Source organism: Micromonospora sp. M71_S20, assembly GCF_003664255.1.
Taxonomy (GTDB): domain Bacteria; phylum Actinomycetota; class Actinomycetes; order Mycobacteriales; family Micromonosporaceae; genus Micromonospora.
This window is the reverse complement of record NZ_RCCV01000005.1, coordinates 178,855-205,352: the sequence shown is the minus strand read 5'-3', so window position 1 is coordinate 205,352 and position 26,498 is coordinate 178,855. Positions and strand designations below refer to the sequence as shown.

The 26,498-nt window shown below is 71.5% G+C and carries 23 protein-coding genes, 1 tRNA gene and 2 pseudogenes; 16 read left to right on the top strand and 10 right to left on the bottom strand.

Going from position 1 to position 26,498, the window contains the following annotated elements:
• Positions 1–20: 20 nt before the first annotated feature.
• A complete protein-coding gene (locus DER29_RS33550) occupies positions 21–572 on the bottom strand; it encodes a nitroreductase family protein (protein WP_121401693.1) in 552 nt (183 codons plus the stop codon).
• An 84-nt stretch (positions 573–656) separates the two neighbouring features.
• Positions 657–1,493, bottom strand: a complete 837-nt coding sequence (locus DER29_RS33545) for a hypothetical protein (RefSeq protein WP_233600316.1) — start codon at positions 1,491–1,493, stop codon at positions 657–659.
• 224 nt (positions 1,494–1,717) lie between these two features.
• Here DER29_RS33545 and DER29_RS33540 point away from each other — a divergent pair, with 224 nt between their 5' ends.
• The 4 genes from DER29_RS33540 (at position 1,718) to DER29_RS33525 (ending at position 6,678) form a co-directional block, all read left to right on the top strand.
• Positions 1,718–2,983 carry an aspartate kinase gene (locus DER29_RS33540; RefSeq protein WP_121401692.1) on the top strand — a complete coding sequence of 422 codons (1,266 nt, stop codon included), beginning with the start codon at positions 1,718–1,720 and terminating at the stop codon, positions 2,981–2,983.
• 5 nt (positions 2,984–2,988) lie between these two features.
• The gene (locus tag DER29_RS33535) at positions 2,989–4,050 is read left to right on the top strand and encodes an aspartate-semialdehyde dehydrogenase (RefSeq protein WP_121401691.1); all 1,062 of its coding nucleotides are present in this window, start codon (positions 2,989–2,991) and stop codon (positions 4,048–4,050) included.
• 1,648 nt (positions 4,051–5,698) lie between these two features.
• Complete coding sequence (locus DER29_RS33530) at positions 5,699–6,112, top strand: hypothetical protein (RefSeq protein WP_121401690.1); 414 nt, start codon at positions 5,699–5,701, stop codon at positions 6,110–6,112.
• 62 nt (positions 6,113–6,174) lie between these two features.
• Complete coding sequence (locus DER29_RS33525) at positions 6,175–6,678, top strand: helix-turn-helix transcriptional regulator (protein ID WP_121401688.1); 504 nt, start codon at positions 6,175–6,177, stop codon at positions 6,676–6,678.
• 14 nt (positions 6,679–6,692) lie between these two features.
• Here DER29_RS33525 and DER29_RS33520 read toward each other — a convergent pair whose 3' ends face one another.
• Complete coding sequence (locus tag DER29_RS33520) at positions 6,693–8,114, bottom strand: diguanylate cyclase (protein ID WP_121401687.1); 1,422 nt, start codon at positions 8,112–8,114, stop codon at positions 6,693–6,695.
• A 216-nt stretch (positions 8,115–8,330) separates the two neighbouring features.
• Between DER29_RS33520 and DER29_RS33515 the strand changes: the two genes are divergently transcribed.
• The 4 genes from DER29_RS33515 to DER29_RS33500 all read left to right on the top strand — a co-directional run bounded on the left by DER29_RS33515 (position 8,331) and on the right by DER29_RS33500 (position 12,481).
• Entirely contained in the window at positions 8,331–9,113 is a 783-nt protein-coding gene (locus tag DER29_RS33515; RefSeq protein WP_121401686.1) for a phosphodiesterase, read from the top strand.
• A 22-nt stretch (positions 9,114–9,135) separates the two neighbouring features.
• Positions 9,136–9,777 carry a histone deacetylase gene (locus DER29_RS33510; RefSeq protein ID WP_233600315.1) on the top strand — a complete coding sequence of 214 codons (642 nt, stop codon included), beginning with the start codon at positions 9,136–9,138 and terminating at the stop codon, positions 9,775–9,777.
• A 269-nt stretch (positions 9,778–10,046) separates the two neighbouring features.
• Entirely contained in the window at positions 10,047–10,502 is a 456-nt protein-coding gene (locus DER29_RS33505) for a lamin tail domain-containing protein (protein ID WP_121401683.1), read from the top strand.
• Positions 10,503–10,768: 266 nt separating this feature from the next.
• Entirely contained in the window at positions 10,769–12,481 is a 1,713-nt protein-coding gene (locus DER29_RS33500) for a bifunctional UDP-sugar hydrolase/5'-nucleotidase (RefSeq protein WP_121401681.1), read from the top strand.
• 94 nt (positions 12,482–12,575) lie between these two features.
• On the opposite strand, the gene DER29_RS33495 is transcribed toward DER29_RS33500, so the two are convergent.
• Positions 12,576–13,859 carry an MFS transporter gene (locus DER29_RS33495; RefSeq protein WP_121401680.1) on the bottom strand — a complete coding sequence of 428 codons (1,284 nt, stop codon included), beginning with the start codon at positions 13,857–13,859 and terminating at the stop codon, positions 12,576–12,578.
• Positions 13,860–13,991: 132 nt separating this feature from the next.
• Between DER29_RS33495 and DER29_RS33490 the strand changes: the two genes are divergently transcribed.
• From DER29_RS33490 to DER29_RS33475, 4 genes are all read left to right on the top strand, one after another.
• On the top strand, positions 13,992–14,465 hold the full coding sequence (locus DER29_RS33490) for a hypothetical protein (RefSeq protein WP_121401750.1): 474 nt from the start codon (positions 13,992–13,994) through the stop codon (positions 14,463–14,465).
• 378 nt (positions 14,466–14,843) lie between these two features.
• Positions 14,844–15,260, top strand: a complete 417-nt coding sequence (locus DER29_RS33485) for a hypothetical protein (RefSeq protein ID WP_121401678.1) — start codon at positions 14,844–14,846, stop codon at positions 15,258–15,260.
• A gap of 60 nt (positions 15,261–15,320) precedes the next feature.
• Positions 15,321–15,812, top strand: coding sequence for a winged helix-turn-helix domain-containing protein (locus DER29_RS33480; protein ID WP_121401676.1), 492 nt, complete (start codon positions 15,321–15,323; stop codon positions 15,810–15,812).
• A complete protein-coding gene (locus DER29_RS33475; RefSeq protein ID WP_233600313.1) occupies positions 15,791–16,396 on the top strand; it encodes a transposase in 606 nt (201 codons plus the stop codon). Before DER29_RS33480 ends, DER29_RS33475 begins: the two co-directional genes overlap by 22 nt.
• 451 nt (positions 16,397–16,847) lie before the next feature.
• Here the strand turns inward: DER29_RS33475 and DER29_RS33465 are convergent, their stop codons facing one another.
• Complete coding sequence (locus DER29_RS33465) at positions 16,848–18,047, bottom strand: helix-turn-helix domain-containing protein (protein WP_233600312.1); 1,200 nt, start codon at positions 18,045–18,047, stop codon at positions 16,848–16,850.
• 344 nt (positions 18,048–18,391) lie between these two features.
• Between DER29_RS33465 and DER29_RS33460 the strand changes: the two genes are divergently transcribed.
• Positions 18,392–19,471 (top strand): helix-turn-helix domain-containing protein, encoded by a 1,080-nt coding sequence (locus DER29_RS33460; protein ID WP_121401671.1) that lies wholly within the window; start codon positions 18,392–18,394, stop codon positions 19,469–19,471.
• A 134-nt stretch (positions 19,472–19,605) separates the two neighbouring features.
• Here DER29_RS33460 and DER29_RS33455 read toward each other — a convergent pair.
• Positions 19,606–20,029, bottom strand: a pseudogene (locus tag DER29_RS33455) (transposase); the annotation flags it as partial.
• 149 nt (positions 20,030–20,178) lie between these two features.
• Positions 20,179–20,409: a DUF5988 family protein gene (locus DER29_RS33450; RefSeq protein WP_121401669.1), complete on the bottom strand. Its 231-nt coding sequence runs from the start codon at positions 20,407–20,409 to the stop codon at positions 20,179–20,181.
• A gap of 258 nt (positions 20,410–20,667) precedes the next feature.
• On the opposite strand from DER29_RS33450, the gene DER29_RS33445 reads away from it, so the two are divergent.
• Both DER29_RS33445 and DER29_RS35865 read left to right on the top strand, forming a co-directional pair.
• Positions 20,668–21,897: a cytochrome P450 gene (locus tag DER29_RS33445; protein WP_158619138.1), complete on the top strand. Its 1,230-nt coding sequence runs from the start codon at positions 20,668–20,670 to the stop codon at positions 21,895–21,897.
• Positions 21,898–21,997: 100 nt separating this feature from the next.
• Positions 21,998–22,135: pseudogene (locus DER29_RS35865) on the top strand (site-specific integrase); the annotation flags it as partial.
• 53 nt (positions 22,136–22,188) lie between these two features.
• On the opposite strand, the gene DER29_RS33435 reads toward DER29_RS35865, so the two are convergent.
• Together DER29_RS33435 and DER29_RS33430 are read right to left on the bottom strand one after the other, a co-directional pair.
• Positions 22,189–22,265 (bottom strand) — tRNA-Pro (locus DER29_RS33435).
• A gap of 126 nt (positions 22,266–22,391) precedes the next feature.
• Positions 22,392–23,285, bottom strand: a complete 894-nt coding sequence (locus DER29_RS33430) for a metallophosphoesterase (protein ID WP_121401664.1) — start codon at positions 23,283–23,285, stop codon at positions 22,392–22,394.
• 25 nt (positions 23,286–23,310) lie between these two features.
• Between DER29_RS33430 and DER29_RS33425 the strand changes: the two genes are divergently transcribed.
• The gene (locus tag DER29_RS33425; RefSeq protein WP_121401662.1) at positions 23,311–23,766 is read left to right on the top strand and encodes a GatB/YqeY domain-containing protein; all 456 of its coding nucleotides are present in this window, start codon (positions 23,311–23,313) and stop codon (positions 23,764–23,766) included.
• 90 nt (positions 23,767–23,856) lie between these two features.
• Here DER29_RS33425 and DER29_RS33420 read toward each other — a convergent pair whose 3' ends face one another.
• Entirely contained in the window at positions 23,857–26,295 is a 2,439-nt protein-coding gene (locus DER29_RS33420; protein WP_121401661.1) for a penicillin-binding protein, read from the bottom strand.
• Positions 26,296–26,498: the final 203 nt, after the last annotated feature.

Genomic DNA, 26,498 nt, shown 5'->3' with positions numbered 1-26,498 from the left:
TGCGGGAAGGCCGGTCCGGACTATGAGACGCACTTCGCAGCCTGGCTGGTCAGCAGGAGTTCGGCCAGGGGGAGCCGGCGGCGCAGCCCGGTCTCCGAGCGCAGCAGGTCGGCGGGGAGGCTGAGCGGGTCGCCGAGTTGACCGACGGCCGCCACCACGTGCGGCCGTACGCCCGCCGGCAGGTCGAGGTCGGCGGCCAGGCCGGCGTGGTCGAGGTCGTGCAGTTGGCGCACGTGCAGGCCGAGCGCCGTGGCCTGCACGGTGAGGTGGGCGACCGCCTGGCCCAGGTCGTACGCGTGCCCGGCGGATCCGGTGCGGTGTGCGCCGAGCAGCAGGGCGGCGGCGCGCTGCGCCCAGCGCTGCTCCCGTTCCGGCAGGTTGACCAGGATCCGCTTGAACGTCTCGTCGTCCCGGTGCCCGAGCGCGAACCGCCACGGCTGGGCGTTGCCGGCCGAGGGCGCCCAGCGGGCCGCCTCCAGCAGCGCGGAGGCGTCCTCGCGGGACAGCTCCGCCACCGGGTCGAAGGACCGGGGGCTCCAGCGGAACGCGAGCAGCGGGGTGAGGTCGGCCATGGGGCGAGTGTCCCGTAAGGGCGATTCAGCAGTTAAGGGCGGGATGTCCGAATGTGGCGAACGGCACCCGTAACGTTGCCGGGGTCAGGGCGTTCCCGCGTCCGGGCTCGCGGTCGCCTCCGCGGTCGACTCCGGCGCCGCCGTGCCGAGCGGGTCGGCGTCGACCACCGGCCCGGCCAGCTGCACGGTGGCGGGGGCGGGCGCGGGCGTCCCGGCGAGGATCAGCGTGCCGGACGCGGTGCGCACCGCCGTGGGCGTGCCGTCGGGGCCGTAGCAGTAGATCCCCACGTCCAGCGGCGCGTTGATCGACGCGGACGTGGTCTCGACCGAGTAGCAGGCGCCGGACGCGCCGGGCGGCGGCTCGGCGGGGGACACGGCGAGCGGGGCCCGCCGGTCGGTCAGCACGTCCAGCCAGTCGGTGAACGGGTGCTGAACCCGGGGGTCGAGCCGGCGGGGCACGGCCTCGTCCCGGTCGCCGAGGCGTACGCAGGTCGCCGGCTCGGGCCGGGCCGCGGACGGCAGGGCGCACTGGAACAGCCCGTCGGCGGTGGCGGCGAACGAGACGTCGGCGGTGCCGCCGAGCGCGCCGCCCGGCACGTCGACCCGCCAGCTGCCGTCGTTCGCGCTGGTCACCAGGATCGTCCGGTCCGGGGACTCCGGGGCGCGCAGCGTGTAGCTGGCGACCAGGTGCCGATCCTGCGCGGCGGCCGCCAGCGCCGCCAACTCGTCGCGCGCCGCGTCCACCCCCGCCGACGCCGGTGTCGAGGTGGGCGTGGGCCGGGTGGCCGGTTCGTCGGCGGTGCAGGCGACGAGGAGCGCGGGCAGGGCGAGCGCGAGCGCGCCGGCCAGGCGTCGGGCCGGACGCACCGGCGGGCGCGCGGGCTTCGCGGGAGGGCCGGCCGGGCGGAGATGGGCGTGCACGGGGCCATTCTGCGGCCCGGAAACGACGTGCGGGGGCCCTGCCACGCGCGCCGCCCCGGCGTGTCGCGAACCACCCCGCCCCGGGCGGCCGGGCCGGATCGTGGGATCACCCGACCCGCCCGGGTCGGCCGACCGATACCCTGGGTCCGTCTGACACGCGCCGCCGGCTCCTATCCGGCGGCGCCGGCACGCTCAGGGTCGTCGCTGGGAGGGAGTGCACCGTCGTGGCACTCGTGGTGCAGAAGTACGGCGGGTCCTCCGTCGCCAACGCGGAGCGGATCAAGCGGGTGGCCGAGCGCATCGTCGCCGCCCGCAAGGCCGGCGACGACGTCGTCGTGGTGGTCTCCGCCATGGGGGACACGACCGACGAGCTGCTCGACCTGGCCAACCAGGTCAGTCCGCTGCCGCCGGGCCGCGAGCTGGACATGCTGCTCACCGCCGGGGAGCGGATCTCCATGGCGCTGCTCGCCATGGCCATCCACAACCTGGGGTACGAGGCCCGCTCGTTCACCGGTTCGCAGGCGGGCGTGATCACCACGTCGGTGCACGGCCGGGCGCGGATCATCGACGTCACGCCGGGGCGGCTCAAGGGCGCGCTCGACGAGGGCGCGGTGGTCATCGTCGCCGGCTTCCAGGGCGTCTCGCAGGACACCAAGGACGTCACCACGCTGGGCCGGGGCGGTTCCGACACCACCGCCGTGGCGCTCGCCGCCGCGCTGCACGCGGACGTCTGCGAGATCTACACCGACGTGGACGGCGTCTTCACCGCCGACCCGCGGATCGTCCCGAACGCGCGGCACATCACCCAGATCACCTACGAGGAGATGCTGGAGCTGGCCGCCTGCGGCGCCAAGATCCTGCACCTGCGCAGCGTGGAGTACGCCCGCCGGGCGGGCTTGCCGATCCACGTCCGTTCGTCATACTCGACCAACACCGGCACGATGGTCACCGGATCGATGGAGGACCTTCCTGTGGAGCAAGCACTGATCACCGGGGTCGCCCACGACCGCAGCGAAGCCAAGATCACGATCGTGGGCGTGCCCGACGAGCCGGGCGCCGCCGCGCGGATCTTCGACACCGTGGCCGGCGCCGAGATCAACCTCGACATGATCGTGCAGAACGTGTCCACCGAGGGCACGGGCCGCACGGACATCTCCTTCACGCTGCCCAAGGCCGACGGCCCGACGGCCATGGCCGCCCTGAGCAAGATCCAGGAGTCGGTCAAGTTCAAGGGCCTGCTCTACGACGACCACGTCGGCAAGGTCTCGCTGATCGGGGCCGGCATGCGCTCGCACCCCGGCGTCGCGGCCGGCTTCTTCGCCGCCCTCGGCGCGGCCGGGGTGAACATCGAGATGATCTCCACCTCGGAGATCCGGGTGTCAGTGGTCTGCCGCGACACCGACCTCGACGCCGCCGTGCGCGCCATCCACGAGGCCTTCGACCTCGGCGGCGACACCGAGGCCGTCGTCTACGCGGGGACGGGACGGTAGCCACCGTGTCGCCGCTGCCCACCCTGGCCGTGGTCGGGGCGACCGGTGCCGTTGGCACGGTGATGTGCGAGCTGCTCAGCGGCCGGAAGAACGTCTGGGGCGAGATCCGGCTGCTCGCCTCCGAGCGCTCGGTCGGGCGGCGGCTGCGGTGCCGGGGCGAGGAGCTGACCGTCCAGGCGCTGACCCCGGAGGCGTTCGACGGCGTCGACGTGGCGATGTTCGACGTCCCGGACGAGGTCTCCGCGCGGTGGGCGCCGATCGCGGTCGACCGCGGGGCCGTCGCGGTGGACAACTCCGGCGCCTTCCGGATGGACCGCGACGTCCCCCTGGTGGTGCCGGAGATCAACCCCGAGCAGGTGCGCAACCGGCCGAAGGGGATCATCGCCAACGCCAACTGCACGACCCTGGCGATGATCATCGCGATCGCCCCGCTGCACCGCGAGTACGGGCTGCGCGAACTGGTGCTCGCCTCCTACCAGGCGGCCTCCGGCGCCGGCCAGAGCGGCGTGGACACCCTGCACGCCCAGCTCACCAAGATCGCGGGAGACCGGGTGCTCGGCTCCCGCCCCGGTGACGTACGCCAGGCGGTCGGCGACGACGTGGGCCCGTTCCCCGCGCCGCTGGCGCTCAACGTGGTGCCCTGGGCCGGCTCCCTGGCCGACGCGGGATGGTCGTCCGAGGAGATGAAGCTGCGCAACGAGTCGCGCAAGATCCTCGGGCTGCCCGACCTGAAGGTCTCCGCCACCTGCGTACGGGTGCCGGTGGTGACCGGCCACTCCGTGGCGGTGCACGCGGTCTTCGCCACCGAGGTGGACGCCGAGGGCGCCCGCGAGGTGCTGCGGAACGCCCCGGGGGTGATCCTGGTCGACGACCCGGGGGCGGGCGAGTTCCCGATGCCCATCGACGCGGTCGGCACCGACCCCTCCTGGGTGGGCCGGATCCGCCGGGCCGTCGACGACCCCCGCGCCCTGGACTTCTTCGTCACCGGCGACAACCTCCGCAAGGGCGCCGCCCTCAACACGGCCCAGATAGCCGAACTCCTGGCCAAGGAACTGACCGTCCGCTGAGCCGCCGGCCGGCACGTCCCACGGACGCGCCGCGCCGGAGGCCCGGCCGTCCTTCCAGGGCCGCCCGCCCGGTCGCGGCGGCGTTCGCCGTGACCGCCCACCTCGACATCGTCGACCGCCCGCGCCCCAGCCCGGCCCCCGCCGACGCCGGAGGGTTTCCCGTGGCGCCGCCGGGACGGTGCTGGAAGGCGCTGCCGCGCCGGCTTCGAGGCGCTGTCGTGCGGCGCGCCGAGCCGCTGTCGTGCGGCGCGCCGAGCCGCTGTCGTGCGGCGCGCCGATGCTCCGCCGCGCGATGCGCCTACGCTCCATCGGGAGCCGCCGCGCCCGACTTGGGAAAGGGCACCGGGCGGCGCCGAAAATGGTCCGCAGGCAACTCCGGTCTCGAAGAGTGCAATTTTCAATCGTGGAATTTCCACCGTTGGTCTACCCGCCGCTCGGCGTCCGCGTCGTGATGCCGACAGTCGCGCGCGTTGCTGACCGAATCGCCGGGCGGGCGCGCCATGTCGCGCAGTGCGGCGGCCGATGTTGCAGTGGCGACACGCCGGAGCGGGAGGACTTTTCACCGGCTCCAGCGGGTGCCGGCTGTTGGGGGCGATCGCCTGATGTCGATGGGTTCCGGCGGTGGCCCGCGCGCCGCCGCCCGCCCCCGGCGCGCCGGCCGGCTTACCCTTTGCGCTCAGAAAGCGGCATTCGCCGGTATCTATTACCGACGCTCCGGGCGTCGCGAGTTCGGGATCGGCCGCCGTTTCGAGGTGGAGCTACCTGCCGGTAATGTCCTTTTGGCTTCCGGCCACCGGCACTCCCGGTGGGCCGTCGACTGACTGTCGAATAATCCTGGGCCGTCCCCCAGTGAAACCTCACGTTCGGGGGAACCGGTGAGGGCTGTTCGGGCCATCGGGGCCGATGCGGCGGAGTGCGTGTCGGACTCTCGGTCGCCGCGTGATCACACTGGGATGAAACTTTCTCCGGGTGGAGCCGGTGGATCACCCTTCAAAGGGTTCATATGGGGCGAAGGGCCGAAGGGGTGTGGCATCGGCTCATGTTCGTGCGTCGATGTGTTTCATCCCGTTGCAGGTCCGGCTCCGTGGGTTGAGGTATCCCGCCCGATCGGGAAACCTGTAGCCGACTCGGCCGCCAGTCCGGCCGATGAGCGCTACCTGGTTTTCTCCATCGGGAAAACCTCCGAGTTGCTGCCTGCTGGTCCGGGCCCGATCTCGGGAAAAGCGCAATGGAAACCCCTCGTTGCAGCGGGGGGTTTCTGTTTTTCGGCGTGAATCGACAATTTCGATTGCGCCGGCGGTTCGCGCAGGACGGACGTACGGTTTTCTTCGCCGGTTCGCGCATTGACGACGACGGTGCCCGGCGGGCGACTGTCCCGGCGTTTCAGCTTGATTCAGGCGCTTCAGTTGGGCCGGTTCCGTGCCCGATGATGGTCGGGTACCGCCGGACACTGGCTGCAACCAGGGGCGGTACGCGGGCCCGCGTCGCGGGCCCGTGCTGTGCGCAACAACCGACTCCCCCGGGAGGCCCGGACCAGCACCACCGGGGCGGAGGCGATGCCTCCGCCCCGCCTGCCGGGGCGGACGCCCGCCCCGGTCAACTCGGAGGCGGCCGCACGGCCGCCACGACCGAAGGAGTTCCGAGCCGGATGACCGAACAACCATCCCTCGACCCCCGCCGGGCGGCCGTCCCGTGCGATGCCCCGGCAACCCGGCGACCGGCCCCGCAGCCGGGGGCCTGGTGGCCCGGCGTCATCGTCATCGTGATCGTGATCGCCATGTCGGTCGCCCTGCTGCTGTCGGGGCGGGCCCTGGCCGAGACCCTGCTGACGGCGGGTGCGATCGTCCTGCTGGCCGGCGAGGTGGCACGCCGGACCGTCGGCGTCCACGGACCGCTGCCGACGGCCCTCGTGACCGCGGCGGTCGCCGTTCTCGCCGGTGCGGTGCTGCTGACCGGTCGGCCACCGACCGAGGTCGCGCTGGCGGTCTGCCTGACCGGCGTCGTCGCCAGCCGGGTCTCCACCTGGCTGCTCGGGGCGCCTGGCCCTCGGTGGGGGGTGTAGCGCCGACGAAGCGCGCCGGTGCCGGACGCGGGTCCGGCACCGGCGACGACGGCGCGCCGCCGATGTCCACGAACACGAACAACGCCGGGCGTGGTGGCCCGGGCTCCGAGACCGGCAGCCCGCACCTCACCGAACTCGTCCGTCAACTCAAGCTGACCTACCGGCAGGCGGGGAACCCGTCCTACCGCACGATCATCCGGACCACCTCCATCGGCCTGTCGACCTCCACGATCAGCCGCATCTTCACCGCCAGGAAGCCACCGAAGTGGGAGAACCTGACCGAGCTGCTGCTCGCGCTCGGGGTCTCCCGGGAGGACATCAAGACCACCTGGCACCGGCTCTGGATGCTCGCCGACAACGAGGCCAACCCGCTCACGGGGACCGACAACGCCGGCGGGGAACTGCTGCCCGCGGGGCGGCGGCCGAAGGACGTCGAGGTCTGCCACCGGTGCGGGGCGTGGATCGCGGACACCGCGCTGCACACCCGGTGGCACGCCGGTGTCGCCCGGGGCGAGATGTCCCCGAACGAGCAGAAGTCGGTGAACGTCGCCCGCCGCCGGCGGTGACCGGACGGAGGCGGTCAGGCGGGGGCCAGGCGGACGCCGTCGCGGCCCTGGCGTTTCACCGCGTAGAGCGCCTGGTCGGCGCGGCGCAGCGTGGCCTCGGGTGACTCGCCGGGGCGGGGGAGGGCCACCCCGACGCTGATCGTGCGGCCGATCCGCCTCGCCGCCTCGGCCAGGCGCTCGGCGATCCGGACCGCCTCGTCGGGGCGGCTCACCTCGATCACCGCCACGAACTCGTCGCCGCCGATGCGGTAGAGCTCGTCGCCGTGCCGCAGCGCAGCCTCCAGGGCGCGGGCCAGCCGGACGAGCACGCGGTCGCCGGCCTGGTGGCCGTACGTGTCGTTGACGGCCTTGAAGCCGTCCACGTCGATCGCCAGCAGGGCCGTACGCCCCGGGGTGGCCACGGCGATGCGCTGGCCGAACGGCCCCGTGTGCCGCAGCCCGGTCAACGGGTCCGAGTTGGCCTGCTCGCGCAGGCGGGCCAGGGTACGCAGCCGGTCGAGGCAGCTCCACGCCTGGCCGGCGAGCAGCTCCAACAGGTTGACCGTGGTCGGGTCGGGGCGCAGCAGCCGTTCGTCGGCCACCAGCAGCACCCCGCCGTCGTCGGGCCGGCCGACCGGCACCGCGACCAGGGTGCGCACCCCGGCCCGGGTCAGCGGCCGGTGGTCGGGGACGGGCGGGTGTCCCGCCTCGCCGAGCGTGTAGCCCACGCCGTGGCGGTGGGCGCGGGCGACCAGCCCGTCCAGCGCGGCGGGGTCCGCCTCGGCCAGCTCCGCCCGGATCCGGGCCTCCAGGTCGCCCGGGGTCGCCGGCGGCGTACCCAGGCGGGGTCCGTCCGGGCCGGCGAGCACCAGTACCGCCGCGGAGAGCGTGGACACGTCCCGGGCGGCGGCGATCGCGGCGGCGAACAGGTCCCACTCCGTCGACGCGGAGGTCAGCGCGGCGGCGTGCCGCAGCAGCTTCTCGCTGCGGCTCTCCGCAGGTGGCCCGCCGAGCGCCACGATCCGGGCCCCGAGCCGCGCCGCCAGCCGCTCGGCGGTGTCGCGCCACGGGGCGAGGTCGGTCGGGCCGCACCACTGGAGGTCCAGCACCCCGATGGGCCGGCCCGCCGGGTCCAGCACCGGTACGCACACCTCGGCGGTGACGTCGGGGCGTACCGGGATGTAGTCGGGGTCGGCGACGACGTCGGGCACGACGGCGGTCTCGCCGGAGGCGTACACCCGGCCCACGATCCCGGTCTTCGGCGGCACGGTGGAGAAGACCTGCCAGGAGCCGGTGGCCGCGACGCAGCGGAGCCGGTCGTGGACGTGCAGCAGGACGGAGATGGTGGCCGGCGCGTGGCGGGCGAGCGCGGTGACCGTCCACCGGCACGCCTCCACGACGGTCGACGCCATGGGGAGGCGGACCGTGACGTCACGGATGACTCGCTCGTGATCCACTCGGCACGTCGTTCCAGGTAGGGAGGGCTGCGACCGGCGGGCGGGCCCGCGATCAAGCGTACTCAGGGCGGCGCGGGGACCACCCGCGATCAAGATCGTCCCCGCTTTCGTACACATGTGCCATCCACAGGCTGTGGACAGGGCCTGTGGGTTCGGCGGGCCGCGCGCCGGGGCTCGCGGCGATAGCGTGAGGGTCCCGGTCGAGTGGAGGCACCGATGCTCATCGCCCAGCTCAGTGATCCGCACCTGACCACCGGCGTGCTCGCCGCCGAGCCGGCCGCCGGCCTGCGCCGCGCCCTGGGCCGGGTGCTGGCGCTGAACCCCCGGCCCGACTGCGTGGTGATCACCGGCGACCTGGTCGACCGCGGCCGCCCCGACGAGTACGCGACGCTGCGCGAGGTCATCGGCCGGTTTCCGCTGCCGGTGCACCTGGTCGCCGGCAACCACGACGACCGGGAGTCGCTGCTGGACGCGTTCGGGGGCACGCCGTGGCTCGGCGGCGGCTTCTCGGCGCACTACCACGTGGACCACCCGGAGGCGACGGTCGTGGTGCTGGACTCCCTGATGCCGGGCGGGGACGGCGCCGGCTGCCTCGGCGAGGACCAGCTCGGCTGGCTGGACGGGGTGCTGGCCGGTCGACCCGAGGTGCCGGCCGTGGTCTGCCTGCACCACCCGCCGGCACCGGTCGGCATCCCGTTCCTCGACGACATCCGGCTGACCGACGGCGACGAGCTGGCCGAGGTGGTCGCCCGCCATCCGCACGTCGTCCGGGTGGTCGCCGGGCACGTCCACCGCCCGGTCACCGTGAACTTCGCCGGCACGGTGCTCACCACCGCGCCGAGCACCTGGCGGCAGAGCTCCCTCACCACCAGCGCGGACGACCAGTTCGGCTGGGTCGTCGAGCCGACCGGCTTCCTGCTGCACCGGGTCACCGGCAGCGGCTGCGTCACGCACCTGGTGCAGGCCAGCCACGCCGCCGGCATGACCTGCGGCTTCTGACCGCCCGGACCGGTCGGTCGCGGTGGGCGAGGTTTGGTACGTCGCGTACGGGTCGAACATGCACGCCGCCCGGCTCGGCTTCTACCTGGCGGGGGGCTGCCCGCCCGGCGGGCGGCGGACGTACCCGGGCTGCCGGGACCCGCGACCACCCAGGCGTACGGTGCCGGTGTCGCTGCCCGGCGGCGTCTACTTCGCCGGCGAGTCCCGGGCGTGGACCGGCGGGATGGCGTTCTACGACCCGGCGCTCCCCGGCGAGGCGGCGGCCCGGGCCTACCTGCTCGACGTCGGGCAGTTCGCCGACGTGGCCGCCCAGGAGATGTACCGGGAACCCGGCGCCGATGCCGGCCTGATCGCGGAGGCCGTCGCCACCGGGAGGGCCACCCTCGGCCCCGGCCGGTACGAGACCCTGCTCTGCCCCGGCCGGCTCGACGGGCTCCCGCTGCTGACCTTCACCGCCCCGTGGGCGGCGTCCGAGGTGCGGTGGCGGGCCCCGGCCCCGGCCTACCTCGACATGATCGCCCGTGGCCTGCGCGAGTCGCACGGCTGGGACGCCGACCGGATCGCCCGCTACCTGCTGGCCCGCCCGGGAGTCGCCGGCGCCTGGGACGCGGCGGCCGTCGCGGCGCTGATCGCCGGGACGGACCGGCGCGAGGTGCCGGGCTGACCGACGCACCGTACGGCCCCGGGCGCCGAACGCCGCGCGGGGACGGGACGCTCGGTGACCGTAATGCGCCGCCCGGGCACCCCGGCGGTCGGTCGGACGACGGCGCACGTCCCGCCGGCCGGCAGCGGGTCAACCGGGCGGACCCAATTGCCCGAGGCGGCCGTTTCACCGTCCACAATCACCACCGCAGATCGATAACCTCGGCCGGCCGTGCGTGAGCACGGCTCATCCGCCGGCTCCACGACCGGCCGTCTGTGTGGGGGAATCGCATGAGGAGAAGGCTGATCGGTCTCGCGGTGGCGCTCGGCGTCACGGTGGGCGTGTCGCTGACCGCCGCCGGCCCGGCCCAGGCCGCCACCCCGGCCGTCCAGATCACCAAGGCCTACTACAACTCGCCGGGCGCCGACAACCGCTCGAACTCCAGCCTGAACGCCGAGTACATCCGGCTGACCAACCGGCGCTCCACCACCGTCAACCTGAAGTACTGGACGCTGCGCGACCAGTCCAACCACGTCTACAAGTTCTCCGGCGACTTCCGGCTGGCCCCGGGCGCCAGCGTCTTCGTGCACACCGGGAAGGGCACCAACAGCTCGACCCACCGCTACTGGGGCTCGGGCGCCTACATCTGGAACAACACCGGCGACAAGGCGTACCTGCGCAACTCGTCCGGCACCCTGATCGACTCCTGCTCGTGGGGGAGCAAGGGCAGCTACACGTACTGCTGAGGCGGGCGGCCGGCCCCGGGCGACCGGGGCCGGCGGCACTGCCGGGCATGTCGGAAACGCCCGTCCGGACCTGCCCCCCGGTCGCGGGTATGCCCAGCTCCGGGGGCACGCCCCGGTCGACGGGGACGGGCGGCGATGAGAGGCTGTCGGCGACGCGGCGACGATCCCCCACCGGCGTCACCACGACCGAACACTGCCGACGGCGCGGCCAGCCCCCGGGTTGACCGTCATCCGGGTGCCCGCGCCGGCTTCCCACGAGGAGTTCCATGTCCAACCCCGGGATGCGCCGGGCCGCCATCGGCCTGACCGCGCTCGCCGTGACCGCCCTCGGCGCGGTCACGACCACCCCCGACCAGGCGGACGCCGGCCCGAAGCCGGTCGCCGTCAAGCTGCTCGCCCTCAACGACTTCCACGGCAACCTCGAACCGCCGTCCGGCACCACCAACGGCACCATCGCCGGGCAGCCCGCCGGCGGGGCCGAATATCTCGCCACCCAGCTCGCCGAGCTGCGCAAGCGCGCCGCCAAGGAGCAGAACACCATCACCGTGGCGGCCGGCGACCTGATCGGCGCCTCCCCGCTGCTCTCCGCCGCGTTCCACGACGAGCCGACCATCGAGGCGCTCTCGCTGGCCGGGCTCGACTACGCCAGCGTCGGCAACCACGAGTTCGACGAGGGCGCCGACGAGCTGCTGCGCATCCAGAACGGCGGCTGCCACCCGGTCGACGGCTGCGTCGACGGCACCCCGTACGAGGGCGCCGGCTTCCAGTACCTCTCCGCGAACGCCTTCAAGACCGCGACCGGCCAGCCGCTGCTGGCCCCGTACGCCATCCACAAGGTGCAGGGCGTCAAGGTCGGCTTCATCGGCATGACGCTGGAGGGCACCCCGCGGATCGTCAGCCAGCAGGGCGTCGCCGGTCTGACCTTCGCCGACGAGGCGCAGACCGCCAACCGGTACGCCCGCGAGCTGCGCCGCCAGGGCGTCGAGACCATCGTCGTGCTGCTGCACGAGGGCGGCACCCAGGACGCCACCGGCGGCATCAACGACTGCAAGGGCATCTCCGGCCCCATCGTGGACATCGCCAACCGGATGGACCCGTCGATCGACGTCGTCGTCAGCGGCCACACCCACCAGGCGTACAACTGCGACATCAACGGCAAGCTGGTCACCAGCGCCAGCTCCTTCGGCCGCCTGGTCACCGACATCGACCTCTCCATCGACCGGCGCACCGGCGACGTGATCAGCGCCAAGGCCGAGAACGTGGTGGTCACCCGGGACGTCGCCCCGGACCGGGCGCAGACCGACCTGATCAACCGCTACAAGACCGTGCTCGGCCCGGTGGCCGGCCGCGAGGTCGGCCAGACCACCACGGAGATCAAGAAGACCCAGGAGACCCTCTTCGGTACGACCCTGGGCGAGTCCCCGCTGGGCAACGTGATCGCCGACGCGCAGCTCGCCGCCACTGACGACGAGCAGGGCGCCGTCGCGGCCTTCATGAACCCCGGTGGCGTACGCGCCGACCTCGACGCCGGCCCGGTCACCTACGAGGAGGCGTTCACGGTGCAGCCGTTCGGCAACAACCTCGTGACGCTCGACCTCACCGGTGCGCAGCTCTACTGCATGCTGGAGCAGCAGTTCGTCACCGGCCGGACGCTCTACCCGTCGTCGACCGTCCGGTACGTCGTCGACCCGGCCGGCACCACCGGCACCGTTGCCGACGCCTGCACGGGCACCCGGGTCGTCCGGGGCAGCCTCACCCTCGGCGGGGTGGCGGTCACCGCCGACGCCACGTACCGGGTGACGGTGAACAACTTCCTCTCCGGCGGCGGCGACGGCTTCACCGTCCTCACCGGCGGCACCAACGCAGTCACCGGCATGATCGACCTGGACGCGTTCGTGGCCTACCTGACCGCCGAGTCCCCGGTCTCGGCGCCGGCCCTGGACCGCATCCGCACCACCACGGAGGTTCCCACCGCCTGACGGCAGCGGTAAGTACCGACGGGCCCCGGAGCGAATGCTCCGGGGCCCGTCGTCGTCCGGTGGCCGGGCCGGGGCCGGGTTCTCCGTCCGGTGGTCAGGCCTGCGCGGGGGCCGGTTCGGCGGCCGGCGGGGCGGCCGGCGCGCGGCCGTCCTGGGCCGGCGTGAGCAGCCGGCGCAGGGAGAGCGCGATGAGCGAGGCCACCAGGCAGCCGCTGACGACCACCCCGACCCAGATCCGGCCGTCGGCCGCCCCGAGCAGCGGGCCCGCCGTGACGGGGCCGATCACTCCGCTGATGCCGAAGATCATCGAGCTCATGGCGTTGTACCGGCCGCGCAGCGCGTCCGTGGCGAGCGCGTTCGTCAGCGCCGGCATCACCGGCGACAGCAGGGTCTCGCCGAAGCCGAAGATCGCCGAGCAGGCCACGACGCAGAGGGCGGCGATCAGCGCGTTGCTCGGGCCGACCACGCCCCCCGCACCCAGGACCAGCCAGGCGATCGCGAAGACCGCGCCCACGACCGCCAGCCCGCCCGTCCGGCTGCGCCCCTCCATCCGCCGCAGCACCAGCAGCTGGGAGAGCACGATCATCACCGTGTTGCCGGCCAGCGCCCAGGCCACCACGCGCGGCGTCACCTCGGCCACCCGCACGGCGTACGCGGTGAAACCGACCTCGATCTGCGCGTAGCCGCAGGTGGTCAGGACGAGGCCGAAGATGACGAGCCGCCGGAACGGGCGGTCGCGCAGCACGGTGAGGTAGCCGCCGGCCGACGTCCGGTCCGCGGCCGCTGCGGCGGCGAGTCGGTGGCCCACGTGCGGCAGGGTGAGCAGGATCAGCGCGGGCATCAGGTAGCTGATCGCGTCGAGCACGTAGATCGTCTGGAACGTGACCGCGCGGGTCGTGTCGACGATCGCGCCGGAGGTCAGGCCGCCGAGGCCGATGCCGAGGTTGAGCAGGGCGAAGTTCAGCCCGAAGACCCGCTGCCGCTCGTCGGCGTCGGTGAGCGAGGCGAGGATCGTGTTCTGCCCGGGCCAGATGACGGAGCTGCCCATCGCGACCAGCGTCATCACCCCGAACGCCGAGGCGCTCGAGTCGACCAGCGCCAGCGACCCGGTGCCGACCGCCTCGATCACCAGGCCCGTCAGCAGGATCCGGCGGGCGCCGAACCGGTCGATGAGCGTGCCGCCGATCGGCGACAGCGCCAGCGTGATCACGCCGTACCAACCGATCACCAGGCCGGCGCGGGTGTCGGTGAGACCCCGGACGTCGGTCAGGTAGATGAACAGGAACGGCAGGGTGAGACCGCGCCCGATCGCCGACAACAGCGTGCCGATGAGCATCCGCCGGGCTTCCGGACGGCGGGGCAGGGCGCGACTGAGCATCCCCCGATTCTGTGCTCTGGGTGTGACGCAGCGCGAGACCTTTTCGCTCGGAGTTTGCCGCTCACCGTGTGCGCGGTGTCACACCGGGAGCGTGCCGGCGGGGCGTCGTACCTCTCTGCGATCCTGGTCGGGATGACCACCACCTGGCGACACCTGCCCGCACCGGCCCGCGAGATCGCCACCGCCGCCACCGACGCGGTCGCCGCCGCGCGCGAGCGTGCACCCGAGGCGTACGACGTCGCGGTGGCCCGGCTCGCGGCGGCCGAACGGTCGGGCCTGGTGCTCGGCGCGGTGGTCCGGCTGCTGCTGGAGGAGACCCACCCGGACGGCCTGGACGGCGACGACGTCCGTCAGGTGCTCGAGGGCTGCGTCCGCGACGCCGCGCAGTGGCGGCCCGACGTCGAACCGCACGTGGTGCTCGTCCTGCTGGCGGGCGCCCTCGGCGTCTACGACCCGGACGGCGACGAGTCGCCGCCCGACCCGCCCGCCGTGGCGCGGCACGCGCCGCTGCTCGTCGCCGACCTGCTCGCCGTCACCGGCCGGCCCCTCGACGGCTACCTGGCCGCCGCGTTCGCCGAGATCGCGCGCACCGAGCGACACGACTGAGCGACAGGACTGAGCGCGCGCCGACACGGTTGCTGTTCCTCGCCGCTGCATCTCATCGAACGCGACGGATGGGCGCGGTCGAACGGCTTTCGGGGCGGAACAAATAGGTCAAGCCCCGCATGGAAATGCGGGCGATCAGCCGGCCACGGAGCTCGCCGGCCTGTCTTTCGATCGAACGTCGTCGCGCTGCCGACGTGGAACTGATTGACCTGCGCCTTTAGTCACTACGCTGGTATCCGACGGGATCTGTCGCAGGTAACCAAAGGTTGTGATCAATGTCTCTACCTGACCGTCCGGGCGTCTTTGCCCTTTACGCCACGCAGTCGCACGGCTACTTGTGTGTTGTTGCGGCCCCTACGGCAAGGAGTGCACCGGACAATGGGCGTAAAGAAGCTTCTCGCAGCCGGGTTGACCACAGCTTTTGCGGTCGTCTCTGCGGCAATCGGCTCGAGTTCACCCGCCATCGCAGGTGACGTCGGCCCCGCCGGCACGGCCTACGGATGCGGCTACCCGCAGGTCTGCTTCTACAAGACCCAGGCCAACTGGACCGCGAGGGACTGGACTGCGGCCTACCAGGACATCACCGGCAGTTACCAGAACCTGAGCTCTGGCGCCTACGGGTCTTACTACGTATACAACTCCCGGAATGACGACGGAGCCTTGCTGCATTACACCAACGGCTACACCTACTGTCTTCACCCCAGCACCTACGTTAACAACTCGACGAATCCCACGGGTTTCTGGACGGTAGACAAGATTCGCATCATGGATTCGCCGACCTGCTACAGATCTTGAATGGCCAGGTTCGTCCGAAGTGGTCTGCCTGATGGCCTTGGGCTGGGGTAGATCGATGGGATGAGGTATCCCGATGGAGGTGGGTTGTCCGCGCGGGGGCGGGCGAAGCGTGAGGCGGTACGACGGCAGGCGGCGGGGTGGTTCGCCCAGGACGTGTCGGTGCCGGAGATCGCGCGTCGGCTGCGGGTGTCGCAGACCGCGGTGTACGGCTGGCGTAAACGGTGGCAGGCCGGTGGTGAGCAGGCTCTGGCGTCGAAAGGGCCTGGTGGGTCTCGGTGCCGGCTGGATGAGGGGCGGCTGCGGCGGCTGGCCGATGCCCTGGATGAGGGCCCGGCGGCGCACGGCTTCGATAGTGATCAGCGGTGGACCCTGGCTCGGGTGTCGGACCTGATCGCTCGGATGTTTCGCACCCGGTACACGCTGCGCGGGACGGCGAACATCATGTACCGGTTGGGTTGGTCGGTGCAGGTGCCCACGCATCGTGCGGTCGAGCGGGACGAGACGGCGATCGTCACCTGGCGGCGGGAGACGTGGCCGGCGGGAAAACGGTAGCGGCGCAGCGGCAGGCGTGGCTGGTCTTCGAGGACGAGGCCGGTCAGACGCTGCGCCCGCCAAAGGCGCGGACCTGGGGACGACGCGGCCACACCCCCGTGGTCCCGGTCTCCGGCAAGGGCTCCGGTCGCGTCTCGATCGCCGGGTTGACCTGTTACCGGCCCGGCCAGCGGTCGCGGTTCATCTACCGGACGATCGTGCACCGGGGCCGCAAGAACGAGCGCCGTAGCTTCAGCGAACGCGACTACATCGCCCTGCTGGATGCCGCCCACCAACAGCTCGGCGGCCCGATCGTGTGCGTCTGGGACAACCTGAACACCCACGTCTCCGCCGCCATGCGGCAGATGATCGACGCCCGGGACTGGCTGACCGTCATCCGGCTACCGGCCTACGCCCCGGACCTCAACCCAACCGAGGCAGTGCGGTCCCACCTCAAACGCAGCATCGGCAACCTCGCCGTCACCGGCGTCGACCACCTCCTCGCGATCATCAAGAACCGACTCAAGAGCATCCAGTACCGCACCGACCTACTCGACGGGTTCCTCGCTCACACCGGACTGACACTCGAACCCGACACAACCTGACCATTCAAGATCTGTAGCAACAGGAAGGGCGTAGCGCGCAGTAGGCGCTGTGAGGCTGGAGGGTGTCGCCGACCTGTGCGGGGCACGAGAGGGCGCATCCATCGACTGGATGTGCCCTCTTACCTCTGGTTGGGGTGGCCGGATTCGAACCGACGACCTCTTCGTCCCGAACTGTCGGCGGGGCGGTCGGATCGGGTGTCGTCCGAGGTCAGCCGGCCTGCTGGGGATCGTCCCGGTCGGGTGTGGTCGGTTCGGTTGCTGTACTCCGCTGCTGTACTTCCTCGGCGCTACGGAGGACGTTTCGGGCGGCGGTCGCCACGGGGCAGCCTGCGGTTCGGCAGATCGGGCAGCGTCCGTCGGGTCCGGGTCGGTGGTGGCGGAGGATGGCTCGGGCGGTGAGGACCAGTCGGTTGCGGATCTGCGCCAGGGACAGGAACGGCGCGGTCGCCGCTCAGCCCACCCCGAGGGCCGCGGCGAGGTGGGTGAGCGTCGTCGGGGCGGCGGACTCCCGGACGACCTGGGCGACAATGTCGCGGCCGGCTGGCCGCTGCCGGATCTCGGCTGGCGCGATTCGGTCGGCCTCCACCAGGACCCGCCCAGCGCCGACCGGGTCGTCGGTGTGTAGGTAGGCGCGGGCGACATCCATGAGGTACGCGGCGCGGTGCTCGACGCTGAGCCACCGCCACCCGTCCTGCACGGTCACCCTCCCGTGCCGCGCCACGGCCTCCTCGGCGTCGCCCCGTTCCACCGCCACGGCGATGCGGGCCAACTCCACCGCCGTCGGCCCGAACCCGGTCCGATAGTGGTCGTGCCCGTCGCCCACCCGCGCCGCCATCTCGCCGCCCTCGTCAACCAGGTCGACGGCGGCCCGGTCGTCCCCGTCACGGGCGGCGGCCAAGGCGGCCTGCACCAACAACGTCCCGCACAGCGACAGCTCCGCCGGGTCGCCGGCATCGCTCACCGGTGGCGCGATGCGGTACGCGGCGCTCAGCATCACCGATTTCGCCACCCGCGCCCGGCCCGAGGCACGCAACACTTGCCCGAGCTGCACCGCAGCCGCAGCCACCAGCACCCGGTCGCCGGTGGCGGCGAGCATCGCCCGGTCTACGGCCAGCCACGCCACGTCGGGGGCGTCGAGCTTTACCAACACCGACCCGGTCACCCGGTACGCCTCCACCAGCGGCACCCGTCCGGCGCCGGGGTCGCGGGTATGGGTGCGCTGCGCCTCGGCCAGTAGCCCCGGCACCAGGTCGACCACCTGCGGGTAGCGGGCGTGCTGAAAGGTCGTCCACACGTGTGCGGCCTGCCGCACCAACCGGTCGACCGGCAGCACACCGTGGGCCGCCGGGCGCTCCAACGCAATCTCGTACGTCGACAGAGCCGCCCGGATCCGCTCCACACCCTCGACACGCTCGGCAGCCTCGGTCGGCTGGATGTCCCGGCCGAGCAGCACCGCCGTGTCGATGCGCAGTACGGCGGCGATTTCCTGAAGGGTCGACACCTTGTCCAGCGAACGCACGCCCCGCTCGACCTTGTCCACCCAGCTCTTCGACTTACCCAACCGATCCGCCAACACCTGCTGCGACAGCTTGCGCCGCCCCCGCCAGTACGCCACCCGCCGACCCACCGGCAACAACTCAATGCCGTCCACGACGCCACCGCCGATCCGGTACAGCCCGGGTCGTCTCCTCGGCTGGTATTCGATCCGCCACAGCCTGCGCGAGAATCCGCCGTCGCGCCGCTTCCTGTTCCGCCTGCTGGATCTGCTCGCCTCGGCTCTCGGCTGGAGCGTCGTCGCTCATTCCCGCCTCCACTGCGAGAAGGGGCGCGGCGGCACTGCTCTTGGAAGGACCGATGCCGCCGCGCCGGCTGGCGACGCGACCAGGCCTGGTTCTCACACCGACCGCACCGGCCGCGCCTGGGAACTACTCTTGTGACCGCACGGCTACGCACGGAAGCGCCTCGATGCTTTCAGGACCTTTCACAGGGGATCCGATGGATGACCTCGGCGCACAACTGAGGCAGGCTCGTACTGAAGCCGGCGTGACGCTGGCCTCCATCGCGGCCCGTACCTGCTACTCGGCATCGCACCTGAGCAACGTCGAGGCGGGACGCCGGACCGCGACGCCGGACATCGTGCTCGCCTACGGGCGAGCGTTGGGAGACCCGGACGTGAGACGCAGGCACCTCCTCAAAGCCGCCACAATCGGCCCGATCGCGGCCAACGAGTTGATCCGGTCCGGCTTCACCGCCGCCCTCGCCGGCCGCCGCGACAGCGAGGACCGCTGGCGCGACCGGGTCGACCAGTACGGCCGCGACTACATGGAGATCGGTGCCGACAACCTCCAGACCCGGCTCGCCGGTGACCTCGTCGTCCTGCAACAGCAGCTCGACTCCCCGACCATGTGGGCGACCGCCGCCCGCGCGCTCACCACCTACGGCAAGACGACCAAGGACCCGACCGAGGCGATCGGCTGGTACGACACCGCCCGGATTGCCGCCGACCGCTCCGACGACCTCACCGTCCGGGTCTGGGTACGCGGCCGGGCCGCCATCGCCCTGGCCTACGAAGGCGCGGCCCTGCCCGTCGCCAAGCGGTACGCCGACGAAGCCATCGCCCTGTCCGACCGGCCATCGCTCGGACGCCTCCAGGCACTGATGGCCCGCGCACACGTCGCCGCCGGACGAGGCGACATCGGCGGAGCCATCACGGCCGATGAGGACGCACGACGGATCTTCGATCTAGCTGCCTCACCAGACGGGGAGATCTCCGACGCCGCCGTACCCGCCTGGCGAATGGCTACCTTCCGGTCGATGCTCTACGCCCGACTCGGCATGGTCGGCCCCGGCGAACAGGCCCAGACCGACGCCGACCGACTCCGACCGCCAGCGCTGACCCGGTTCGCCACCCATATCGAGCTACACCGCGCCCTCATGATGAGCAAGTCCGGAGATCGGTCCGGAGGGCTCGCCTACGCCCGACGAGCCTGGGCAACACTGCCAGCAGACCGCCGCTCACAGACTCTTGGACTGGTCCTACAGGAAGTCGAGAGAGCAGCCCGCAAGCCAACCTGAACCTCGCTGGGAGACAGGGCCCAATCTGTTGGCCTATGCCAACTGGTGGCGGCCCGCGTCGGTGAGCACGTGCCGGGCGGGTCACGTCCGCGCTGGTGGTGTAAGAGACGGCCATCGCGGGATCCGGTCTGATGCTATGCGGCGATCGGGGCGGGGTCGGTCTGGTCGGTTTCGTGTTGGTCGGGTTCGACGGTGATCAGGCGGGCTTTGGCGAGTGGTTCCAGGCCCATATAGCGGCGGCCTTCGTCCACTCGTCGGTTTGTTCGGCCAAGACGGCTCCGACGAGGCGGATGATCGCCGGCCGGTTGGGGAAGATCCCGACGACGTCGGTGCGGCGGTCGAAGATCGTGCGCACCAGGGTCGCGATCCAGGGCTGTGCGGACTTCGGAACTTTGGTGAGCAGGTTGCGCAGGTAGTGGGTGCGGCAGCGTTGCCAGGAGGCGCCGGGCAGGGCGGCGCCGATGGCGGCCACGAGGCCGGCGTGGCGTCGGAGATGACCAGACGGACGTCGGACAGGCCGCGGGCGGTCAACGACCGCAGGAACGCCAGCCAGCCGGCGAAGTGCCCGGCCGCGACACTTTCGCACATGCTCGACCCGGTACGCCGGTTCCGGTCCACGGCGACCCGCCAGCCGGTCTTTTCCCAGGACTCGTCCGAACGCACGATGACTTCCTCCCTCACCCCGACGTCGGAAATGCTCGCGGCCGCTATTCGGCGATCCGGGTACGCATCGTCCAGCGGAAGGCGATCGGGCCGTCGTCCGCGGGATCGGCGCCCGTCTGGCGTTCGAAATGCTCGTAGCCGCCGTAGTGCTCGATCTTCGACCTCTCGCCGGCAGCCACGGCTTTGAGCAGGCGACGTTCGGGCGGAAGGTCCGCCGGACCGCCCTCCAGGACAACATCCACGAGGTTGTCGTCTGCGAGATGACCCATCGCCATGCCCCTCCTCGACACTTCGGTGGCGAATGACGTCCGGAAACAGGATCTCGACGCCACGCCATTCGACGGCAATCAATCGGGGGAACGGGCCCCACCCCTCACGGAACCCTATCGGGGAAGCCGATGGCGGCCGCATTCGCCGATCCACGTTGCTTACCCGGTGATTACCGGCTTGTTCCACGGCGGATCCTATGTTTCGTCAGCGCGGCAACAGACGAGATCACCCCACATCGCGGTCACCTGCGAACAGGAGTCAGCATGGCAACGTTGGGCCCCACCGTGCCGGCCGGCACGGCCGACAGTCCGCCGTCATTCCCGATGCGCCGCTCCGGGTGCCCCTTCAACCCACCCCCGGAGTACGAGACGCTGCGCTCGACGGAACCGGTGTCCCGGGCCACGCTTCGCGACGGCAGCACCGTCTGGCTGGTCTCGCGGTACGCCGACGTCCAGGCCGCGCTCACCGACCCCCGGATCAGCAGCGACAGCACCATCCCGGGCATTCCCCTGGCCGGCGCTACCGGGGTGGACCCGCAAGGACGACGTTCGTCGTTCGTCCGGATGGACCCGCCCGAGCACGGCATATACCGCAAACTGCTGATGCCCGACTTCACGATGCGCAAGATCCGGACCCTGCGCCCGCGGATCCAGCGGATGGTGGACGATGCGCTGGACGTCATGCGGGACAGTGGCCAGCCCGCCGACCTCGTGAAACTGGTGGCGCTACGGGTGCCGTCGGTGCTCACCTGCGAACTTCTCGGCGTGCCGGAGTCCGAGCACCACTTCTTCCAGACCCGAGCGAATGTCCTGCTCGAGCGCAGCGGCACGATGAACGAACTCCGGACCATCGTGATGGAGATGCGCACCCACATGCTCGCCCTGTTGGACGAGAAACGCCGTAACCCGGGCGACGACATCCTCACCAAACTCGCGCATGCACCGGCCGAACTCGAGCTGGCGGATTCCGAGCTCGCCGGCGCGGCCCAGAGCGTGCTGAACGCATCGCACGAGTCGACCGCCAGCATGATCGCCCTCGGCACGCTGGTCCTGCTGGAACACCCCGGTACGCTCGCCGAACTGAAAGCCGATCCGGCCCTGTGGCCCAAGGCTGTCGAGGAGTTGCTCCGCTACCTCAGCGTCGGCGATCTGGTTCTGCCCCGGATCGCCAAGGAGGACGTCGAGATCGCGGGACAACGGATCGCGGCCGGTGAGGGTCTGTATCTCCTCGCCGCCTCGGCCAACCACGACAAGGACTTCTTCGAGGACCCGGACACCTTCGACATTCATCGCTCGACGCGCGGGCACATGGCGTACGGCTACGGCATCCACCAGTGCATCGGCCAGAACATCGCCAATGCGGAGCTGGAGATCGTCTTCGAGACCCTGTTCCGGCGGTTCCCCGACCTGCGCTGCACCGTGCCGCTGGAGGAGCTGTCATACAAACACGAGAGCGCTTTCTTCGGCGTTCACGAATTGCCGGTCACCTGGTGAACCGGTGAGACGGAGCGGCCGGCCGATCCCGGCCGGCCGCTCCGTCTCCCACGTACGGTCAGCGCGGTCCGGAGTTGGCGCCGGTCACGAAATCGATCACCTGGCGGACATCGCCGACCTGTGCGGTCACTCCGGCACCACGGTCACGGAGAAGGTCTACCGGCACCAACTGCGGCCGGTGCTGCTGAGTGGCGCGGTAGCGATGGATCGCATCTTCGCGCTCACCCCGGAACGTTAGTCACTCAGGAAGCACTAGAGGGCACATCCTTCGATAGGATGTGCCCTCTCACCTGGTCGGGGTGGCCGGATTCGAACCGACGACCTCTTCGTCCCGAACGAAGCGCGCTACCAAGCTGCGCCACACCCCGAGGCGTGCCGACAAATAGTAGCCCACCCCGGTCGGGGGTCCAACTCGGTACCCCCAGGGCCGCACCAGCCCTCGCGGCCGGCCGCCGGGCCGCGGGCAGCGGCCCGGCGGAGCACCGGCGTACGGGTCAGCGGGGGATCAGGGTGAGCACGCTCGCCTCCGGCGGGCAGGCGAACCGGACCGGCGCGGTCGGGTGGGTGCCGAGCCCGGCGGAGACGTGCAGCCAGGAGTCGGAGCCGGGCCAGCGGTGCAGGCCGCGTGCCATGGAGCGGGGCAGCCCGCAGTTGGTGACCAGGGCACCCACCCCCGGTACGCAGACCTGACCGCCGTGGGTGTGCCCGGCGAGCATCAGCCCGAAGCCGTCGGCGGCCATCCGGTCGAGGACGGCCGGCTCGGGGGAGTGGGTGAGCGCGATCGACAGGTCGGCGGTGGGCGACACCGGCCCGGCCACCGAGTCGTAGTCGTCCCGTTCGACGTGCGGGTCGTCGACCCCGAGCAGCTCGACGACCCGGCCGCCGGCCTTCAGGGTGGTGCGGGTGTTGTTCAGGTCCGCCCAGCCGGCGCCGACGAAGACGTCGCGCAGCTCCTCGTGCGGCAGCTCGACGCCCTCCGCGTACTCCCGGTCGGGCAGGAAGTAGGTGAATGGGTTCTTCCAGACCGGCCCGGTGTAGTCGTTGGAGCCGAAGACGAAGGCCCCCGGGAGGTCGAGCAGCGGCTGGAGGGCGCGCAGCACGCCGGGCACGGCGTCGGGGTGCGCCATGTTGTCCCCGGTGACCACGACCAGGTCGGGGTCGAGCGCGGCCAGCGACGCCACCCAGCGTTGCTTGCGCCCCTGGTCGGGCATCATGTGCAGGTCCGACAGGTGCAGGACCCGCAGCGGCTCCGCGTCGGCCGGCAGCACCGGCACGTCGTGCCGCCGCAGGGTGAACATGTTGCGCTCGACGAGTGACGCGTACGCCAGGGTCGCCGCGCCGAGGGCGGCGGTCCCGGTCGCGAGCCGGAATAGTGTGCGCTTTCGCATGCCGTTCAGGGTAGTTTCACCGACCATGAGCACGTTGAAGGACCGTCTGACCGCCGACATGCGCGCCGCCCTGAAGGCGCGCGACGAGCTGACCACCTCCACGCTGCGGATGGCGCTCGCCGCCGTCGGCACCGCCGAGGTCGCCGGCAAGGCCAAGCGCGAGCTCACCGACGACGAGGTGCTCGCGGTGCTGACCAAGGAGGCGAAGAAGCGCCGGGAGGCCGCCACCGCCTTCGGTGACGCCGGCCGCACCGAGCAGGCCGCGAAGGAGGTCGCCGAGGGCGAGGTGCTGGAGCGCTACCTGCCGAAGCAGCTCCCCGACGCCGAGCTGACCGAGCTGGTCGCGGGGGCGCTCGCCGCGGGCGGCTTCACCGGCAAGTCGCAGATGGGTCCGGCCATGAAGGCGGCCCAGGCGGCGGTGGCTGGCCGGGCCGAGGGCGGTCGGGTCGCCGCCGAGGTACGCCGACAGCTCGGCCTCTGACCGGGCCGCACCGGGCCGTACCGACCCGCGTACGCGAAACGGGCGGGCACCCCCGCGGGGGTGCCCGCCCGTGGCGTTCGTCCGGCCGGCTCAGCCGCCGGGGCGGCCCGGCGGTCGGCCGGGGTTGGTCGGCGGCCGGTTGTTGTCGGGCGTCGTGCCCGGGGCGGTGCCGGCGCCGACGCTGATCTGGATGGTGACCACGCCGCCCTTGATCGTGCGGCCGTCGGGGCTGGTGCCGGCGGCCTTGCCGGCCGGGCAGCTCGACGGGACCTTGATGTCGGAGATGACCGCGTCGAAGCCCTCCGCCTCGATCCGGGACTTCGCCTGCTCCGGGTCCAGGCACTTCACGTCGGGGATCCGGCGCTGGTCGCCCTCACGGATCTTCTGGCCCGGGGGCTCGAAGTTCTTCCGGTCCTTGCCCTTCATGGCGGCCTTCAACGTCTCGTAGACCGGCGGGTTGATGCCGTCCTTCTGCTTGTGCTTCATCTTGACGTTGGTCTGCGGCCAGTCCGGGTCGGCCATGATGCCGGCCACCGCGTACTGCCTGGTCATCGCGACCAGGGCTGCGCTCTTCTCCGAGTCGGTGGTGCCGGACTTGCCGGCCACCGGCGCGTCGACGGCCCCCTTGACCTCGGCGGCCGTGCGGCTGCCGCCGCACTTGCTGGTGGAGGAGTTGTCACCGACCGGGCAGCGGGCGGCGTCGACGGCGGCGCGGGCCACCTCGGTGCTGACCCGCTTCTCGCAACGCGGGTTGGCGATGTCGAGCTTCTTGCCCTCCGGGTCCTTGATCTCCTGCACCGGGATGGGCTCGCAGTACCTACCGTCCGCCGCGAGGGTGGCGTAGGCGTTGGCCAGCTCCAGCGGGGTGGTGTTCGAGACGCCCAGGGTGAACGCGCCCCAGTCGTGCGCGTAGTCCTTGTTGTTGGCCCACTTGTTCTCTTCGCTGACCCGGAACTGGATGCCGAGCCGCTTGGCCACGTCGACCACGTTCTCCGCGCCGACCTGCTGCTGGAGCGGCACGAAGTACGTGTTGATCGACTGGGCGAAGGCGCTCCACATGTTCTGCACGCCGCCGGCCTTCTTGCCGGAGTTGGTCGGGCAGTACTTGTTGGTGCCGGGGCAGGCGGCCTGGCTGCCCGCCTCGACGATGTATTCCGACTTGAACGTCTGCGGGGCGTTGATCGTGTAGCCGAGCGGGATGCCCTTCTCCAGCGCCGCCACGATGGTGAAGATCTTGAAGGTCGAGCCGGCCTGGTAGCCCGTGAGGCCGTCGCCGCCGGTGAGCAGCGGGTTGACGGTGTTCGGGTAGTTGCCGCGCTTGCCCTTCTTGCGCTGCTTGGGGTCGCTGTGCTCCTTGTTGGCCGGCTTCTTCGGGTCGTCGAGCTTGAAGTTGCGGTTCACCGCCAGCGCCCGCACCCGGCCGGTGCCCGGCTCGACCACCGCCACCATGGCGGCTTCCTTGCTCTTCTCCGACTTGGCCTTGCGGACGGCCTTGTCGGCGCCCCGCTGGGCCTGCGGGTCCAGGGTGGTGACGACGGTGTAGCCACCGCTCTTCAGCCGCCGCTCCCGGTCGTACGAGGTCGAGCCGAACGTCTCCTGCCCCATCCACCAGCGGTAGAAGTAGTCGCAGAAGAAGCCCCAGCCCTTCTCGTTGGTCGAGACGCAGCCGTTGGGGGCCCGCTTGCCGGTGACCACGAGCTTGGTGGCCTTCGCGGCGTCCGCCTCCTGCTGGGTGATGGCGCCGGTCTCGACCATGTTCTGGATGACGTAGTTGCGCCGGGCGAGGGCCGCCGCGTGGCCGCTCTTGGTGGTCGGGTCGTTGGTGCTCGGCGCCTTCACCATGCCGGCGAGCATGGCCGCTTCCTCGAGCTTCAGCTTGCTCGGCGGCTTGTTGAAGTAGACCTGGCTGGCGGCGTAGATGCCGTACGCGCCGTTGCCGAACGCGGCGATGTTGAGGTAGCGCTCCAGGATCTCGTCCTTGGAGAGCTCCTTGTCGATCTGGATTGCGTAGCGCATCTCGCGCAGCTTGCGGGCGCTGGTGTCCTCGGTGGCCGCGACCACGTCCGCCGGGTGGCTCGCCGAGTACGCGATGGCGAGCCGGACGTACTGCATGGTCAGCGTCGAGGCGCCCTGCTGGCTGGACGCGTTGGACTGGTTGTTGACGAAGGCCCGGGCGATGCCGTTGAGGTCCACGCCGTTGTGCTTGTAGAAGTCGTGGTCCTCGGCGGCGATGATCGCCTTCTGCATGATGGGCGCGATGTCGGCCAGCTTCACGTCGCGACGGTTCTCGTCGTACATGGTCGCCAGCGGGGTCTTGCCGTCGGAGGCGAGAAGGTAGCTGATCTGCGGCGCGCGCGCCACGGTCAGCTCCTTGGGCAGTGCGCCGAAGGTCTCGGCGCCGGCCTTCGCGGCCAGTCCGGACATCGCCACCGCGGGGAAGGCCGCCGCCGCGACCACCACGCCGGCCAACAGGCCACATATGAGTAGCGATGCGGCGTTGGTCAGCACATTGTGGTCACGTTTCCGCATCCAGGTCACCTCGACAGGGTACGCGAGTAGGGAACGAGGGGCGCCGGGGCGTTCTTTCCCCATTTCCTGCGCGCGCCGACCTCGTTGTGCTAAACGCACGACCCCCGGTGCGTGGTTGCGTGAATCCGCCGCCGAGTCTCCCTCCTGCGGGAGGAGGCTCGCAGCGTTTTCACGGACCCCGACGGGGTAACCGGCGGTCGCGA

Coding starts and splice junctions, on each gene's coding strand:
- DER29_RS33550 (WP_121401693.1), bottom strand. CDS start 572: ATGGCCGACCTCACCCCGCTGCTCGCGTTCCGCTGGAGCCCCCGGTCC.
- DER29_RS33530 (WP_121401690.1), top strand. CDS start 5,699: ATGACCGAACAACCATCCCTCGACCCCCGCCGGGCGGCCGTCCCGTGC.
- DER29_RS33525 (WP_121401688.1), top strand. CDS start 6,175: ATGTCCACGAACACGAACAACGCCGGGCGTGGTGGCCCGGGCTCCGAG.
- DER29_RS33515 (WP_121401686.1), top strand. CDS start 8,331: ATGCTCATCGCCCAGCTCAGTGATCCGCACCTGACCACCGGCGTGCTC.
- DER29_RS33505 (WP_121401683.1), top strand. CDS start 10,047: ATGAGGAGAAGGCTGATCGGTCTCGCGGTGGCGCTCGGCGTCACGGTG.
- DER29_RS33500 (WP_121401681.1), top strand. CDS start 10,769: ATGTCCAACCCCGGGATGCGCCGGGCCGCCATCGGCCTGACCGCGCTC.
- DER29_RS33495 (WP_121401680.1), bottom strand. CDS start 13,859: ATGCTCAGTCGCGCCCTGCCCCGCCGTCCGGAAGCCCGGCGGATGCTC.
- DER29_RS33490 (WP_121401750.1), top strand. CDS start 13,992: ATGACCACCACCTGGCGACACCTGCCCGCACCGGCCCGCGAGATCGCC.
- DER29_RS33485 (WP_121401678.1), top strand. CDS start 14,844: ATGGGCGTAAAGAAGCTTCTCGCAGCCGGGTTGACCACAGCTTTTGCG.
- DER29_RS33480 (WP_121401676.1), top strand. CDS start 15,321: ATGAGGTATCCCGATGGAGGTGGGTTGTCCGCGCGGGGGCGGGCGAAG.
- DER29_RS33460 (WP_121401671.1), top strand. CDS start 18,392: ATGGATGACCTCGGCGCACAACTGAGGCAGGCTCGTACTGAAGCCGGC.
- DER29_RS33450 (WP_121401669.1), bottom strand. CDS start 20,409: ATGGCGATGGGTCATCTCGCAGACGACAACCTCGTGGATGTTGTCCTG.
- DER29_RS33445 (WP_158619138.1), top strand. CDS start 20,668: ATGGCAACGTTGGGCCCCACCGTGCCGGCCGGCACGGCCGACAGTCCG.
- DER29_RS33430 (WP_121401664.1), bottom strand. CDS start 23,285: ATGCGAAAGCGCACACTATTCCGGCTCGCGACCGGGACCGCCGCCCTC.
- DER29_RS33425 (WP_121401662.1), top strand. CDS start 23,311: ATGAGCACGTTGAAGGACCGTCTGACCGCCGACATGCGCGCCGCCCTG.
- DER29_RS33420 (WP_121401661.1), bottom strand. CDS start 26,295: ATGCGGAAACGTGACCACAATGTGCTGACCAACGCCGCATCGCTACTC.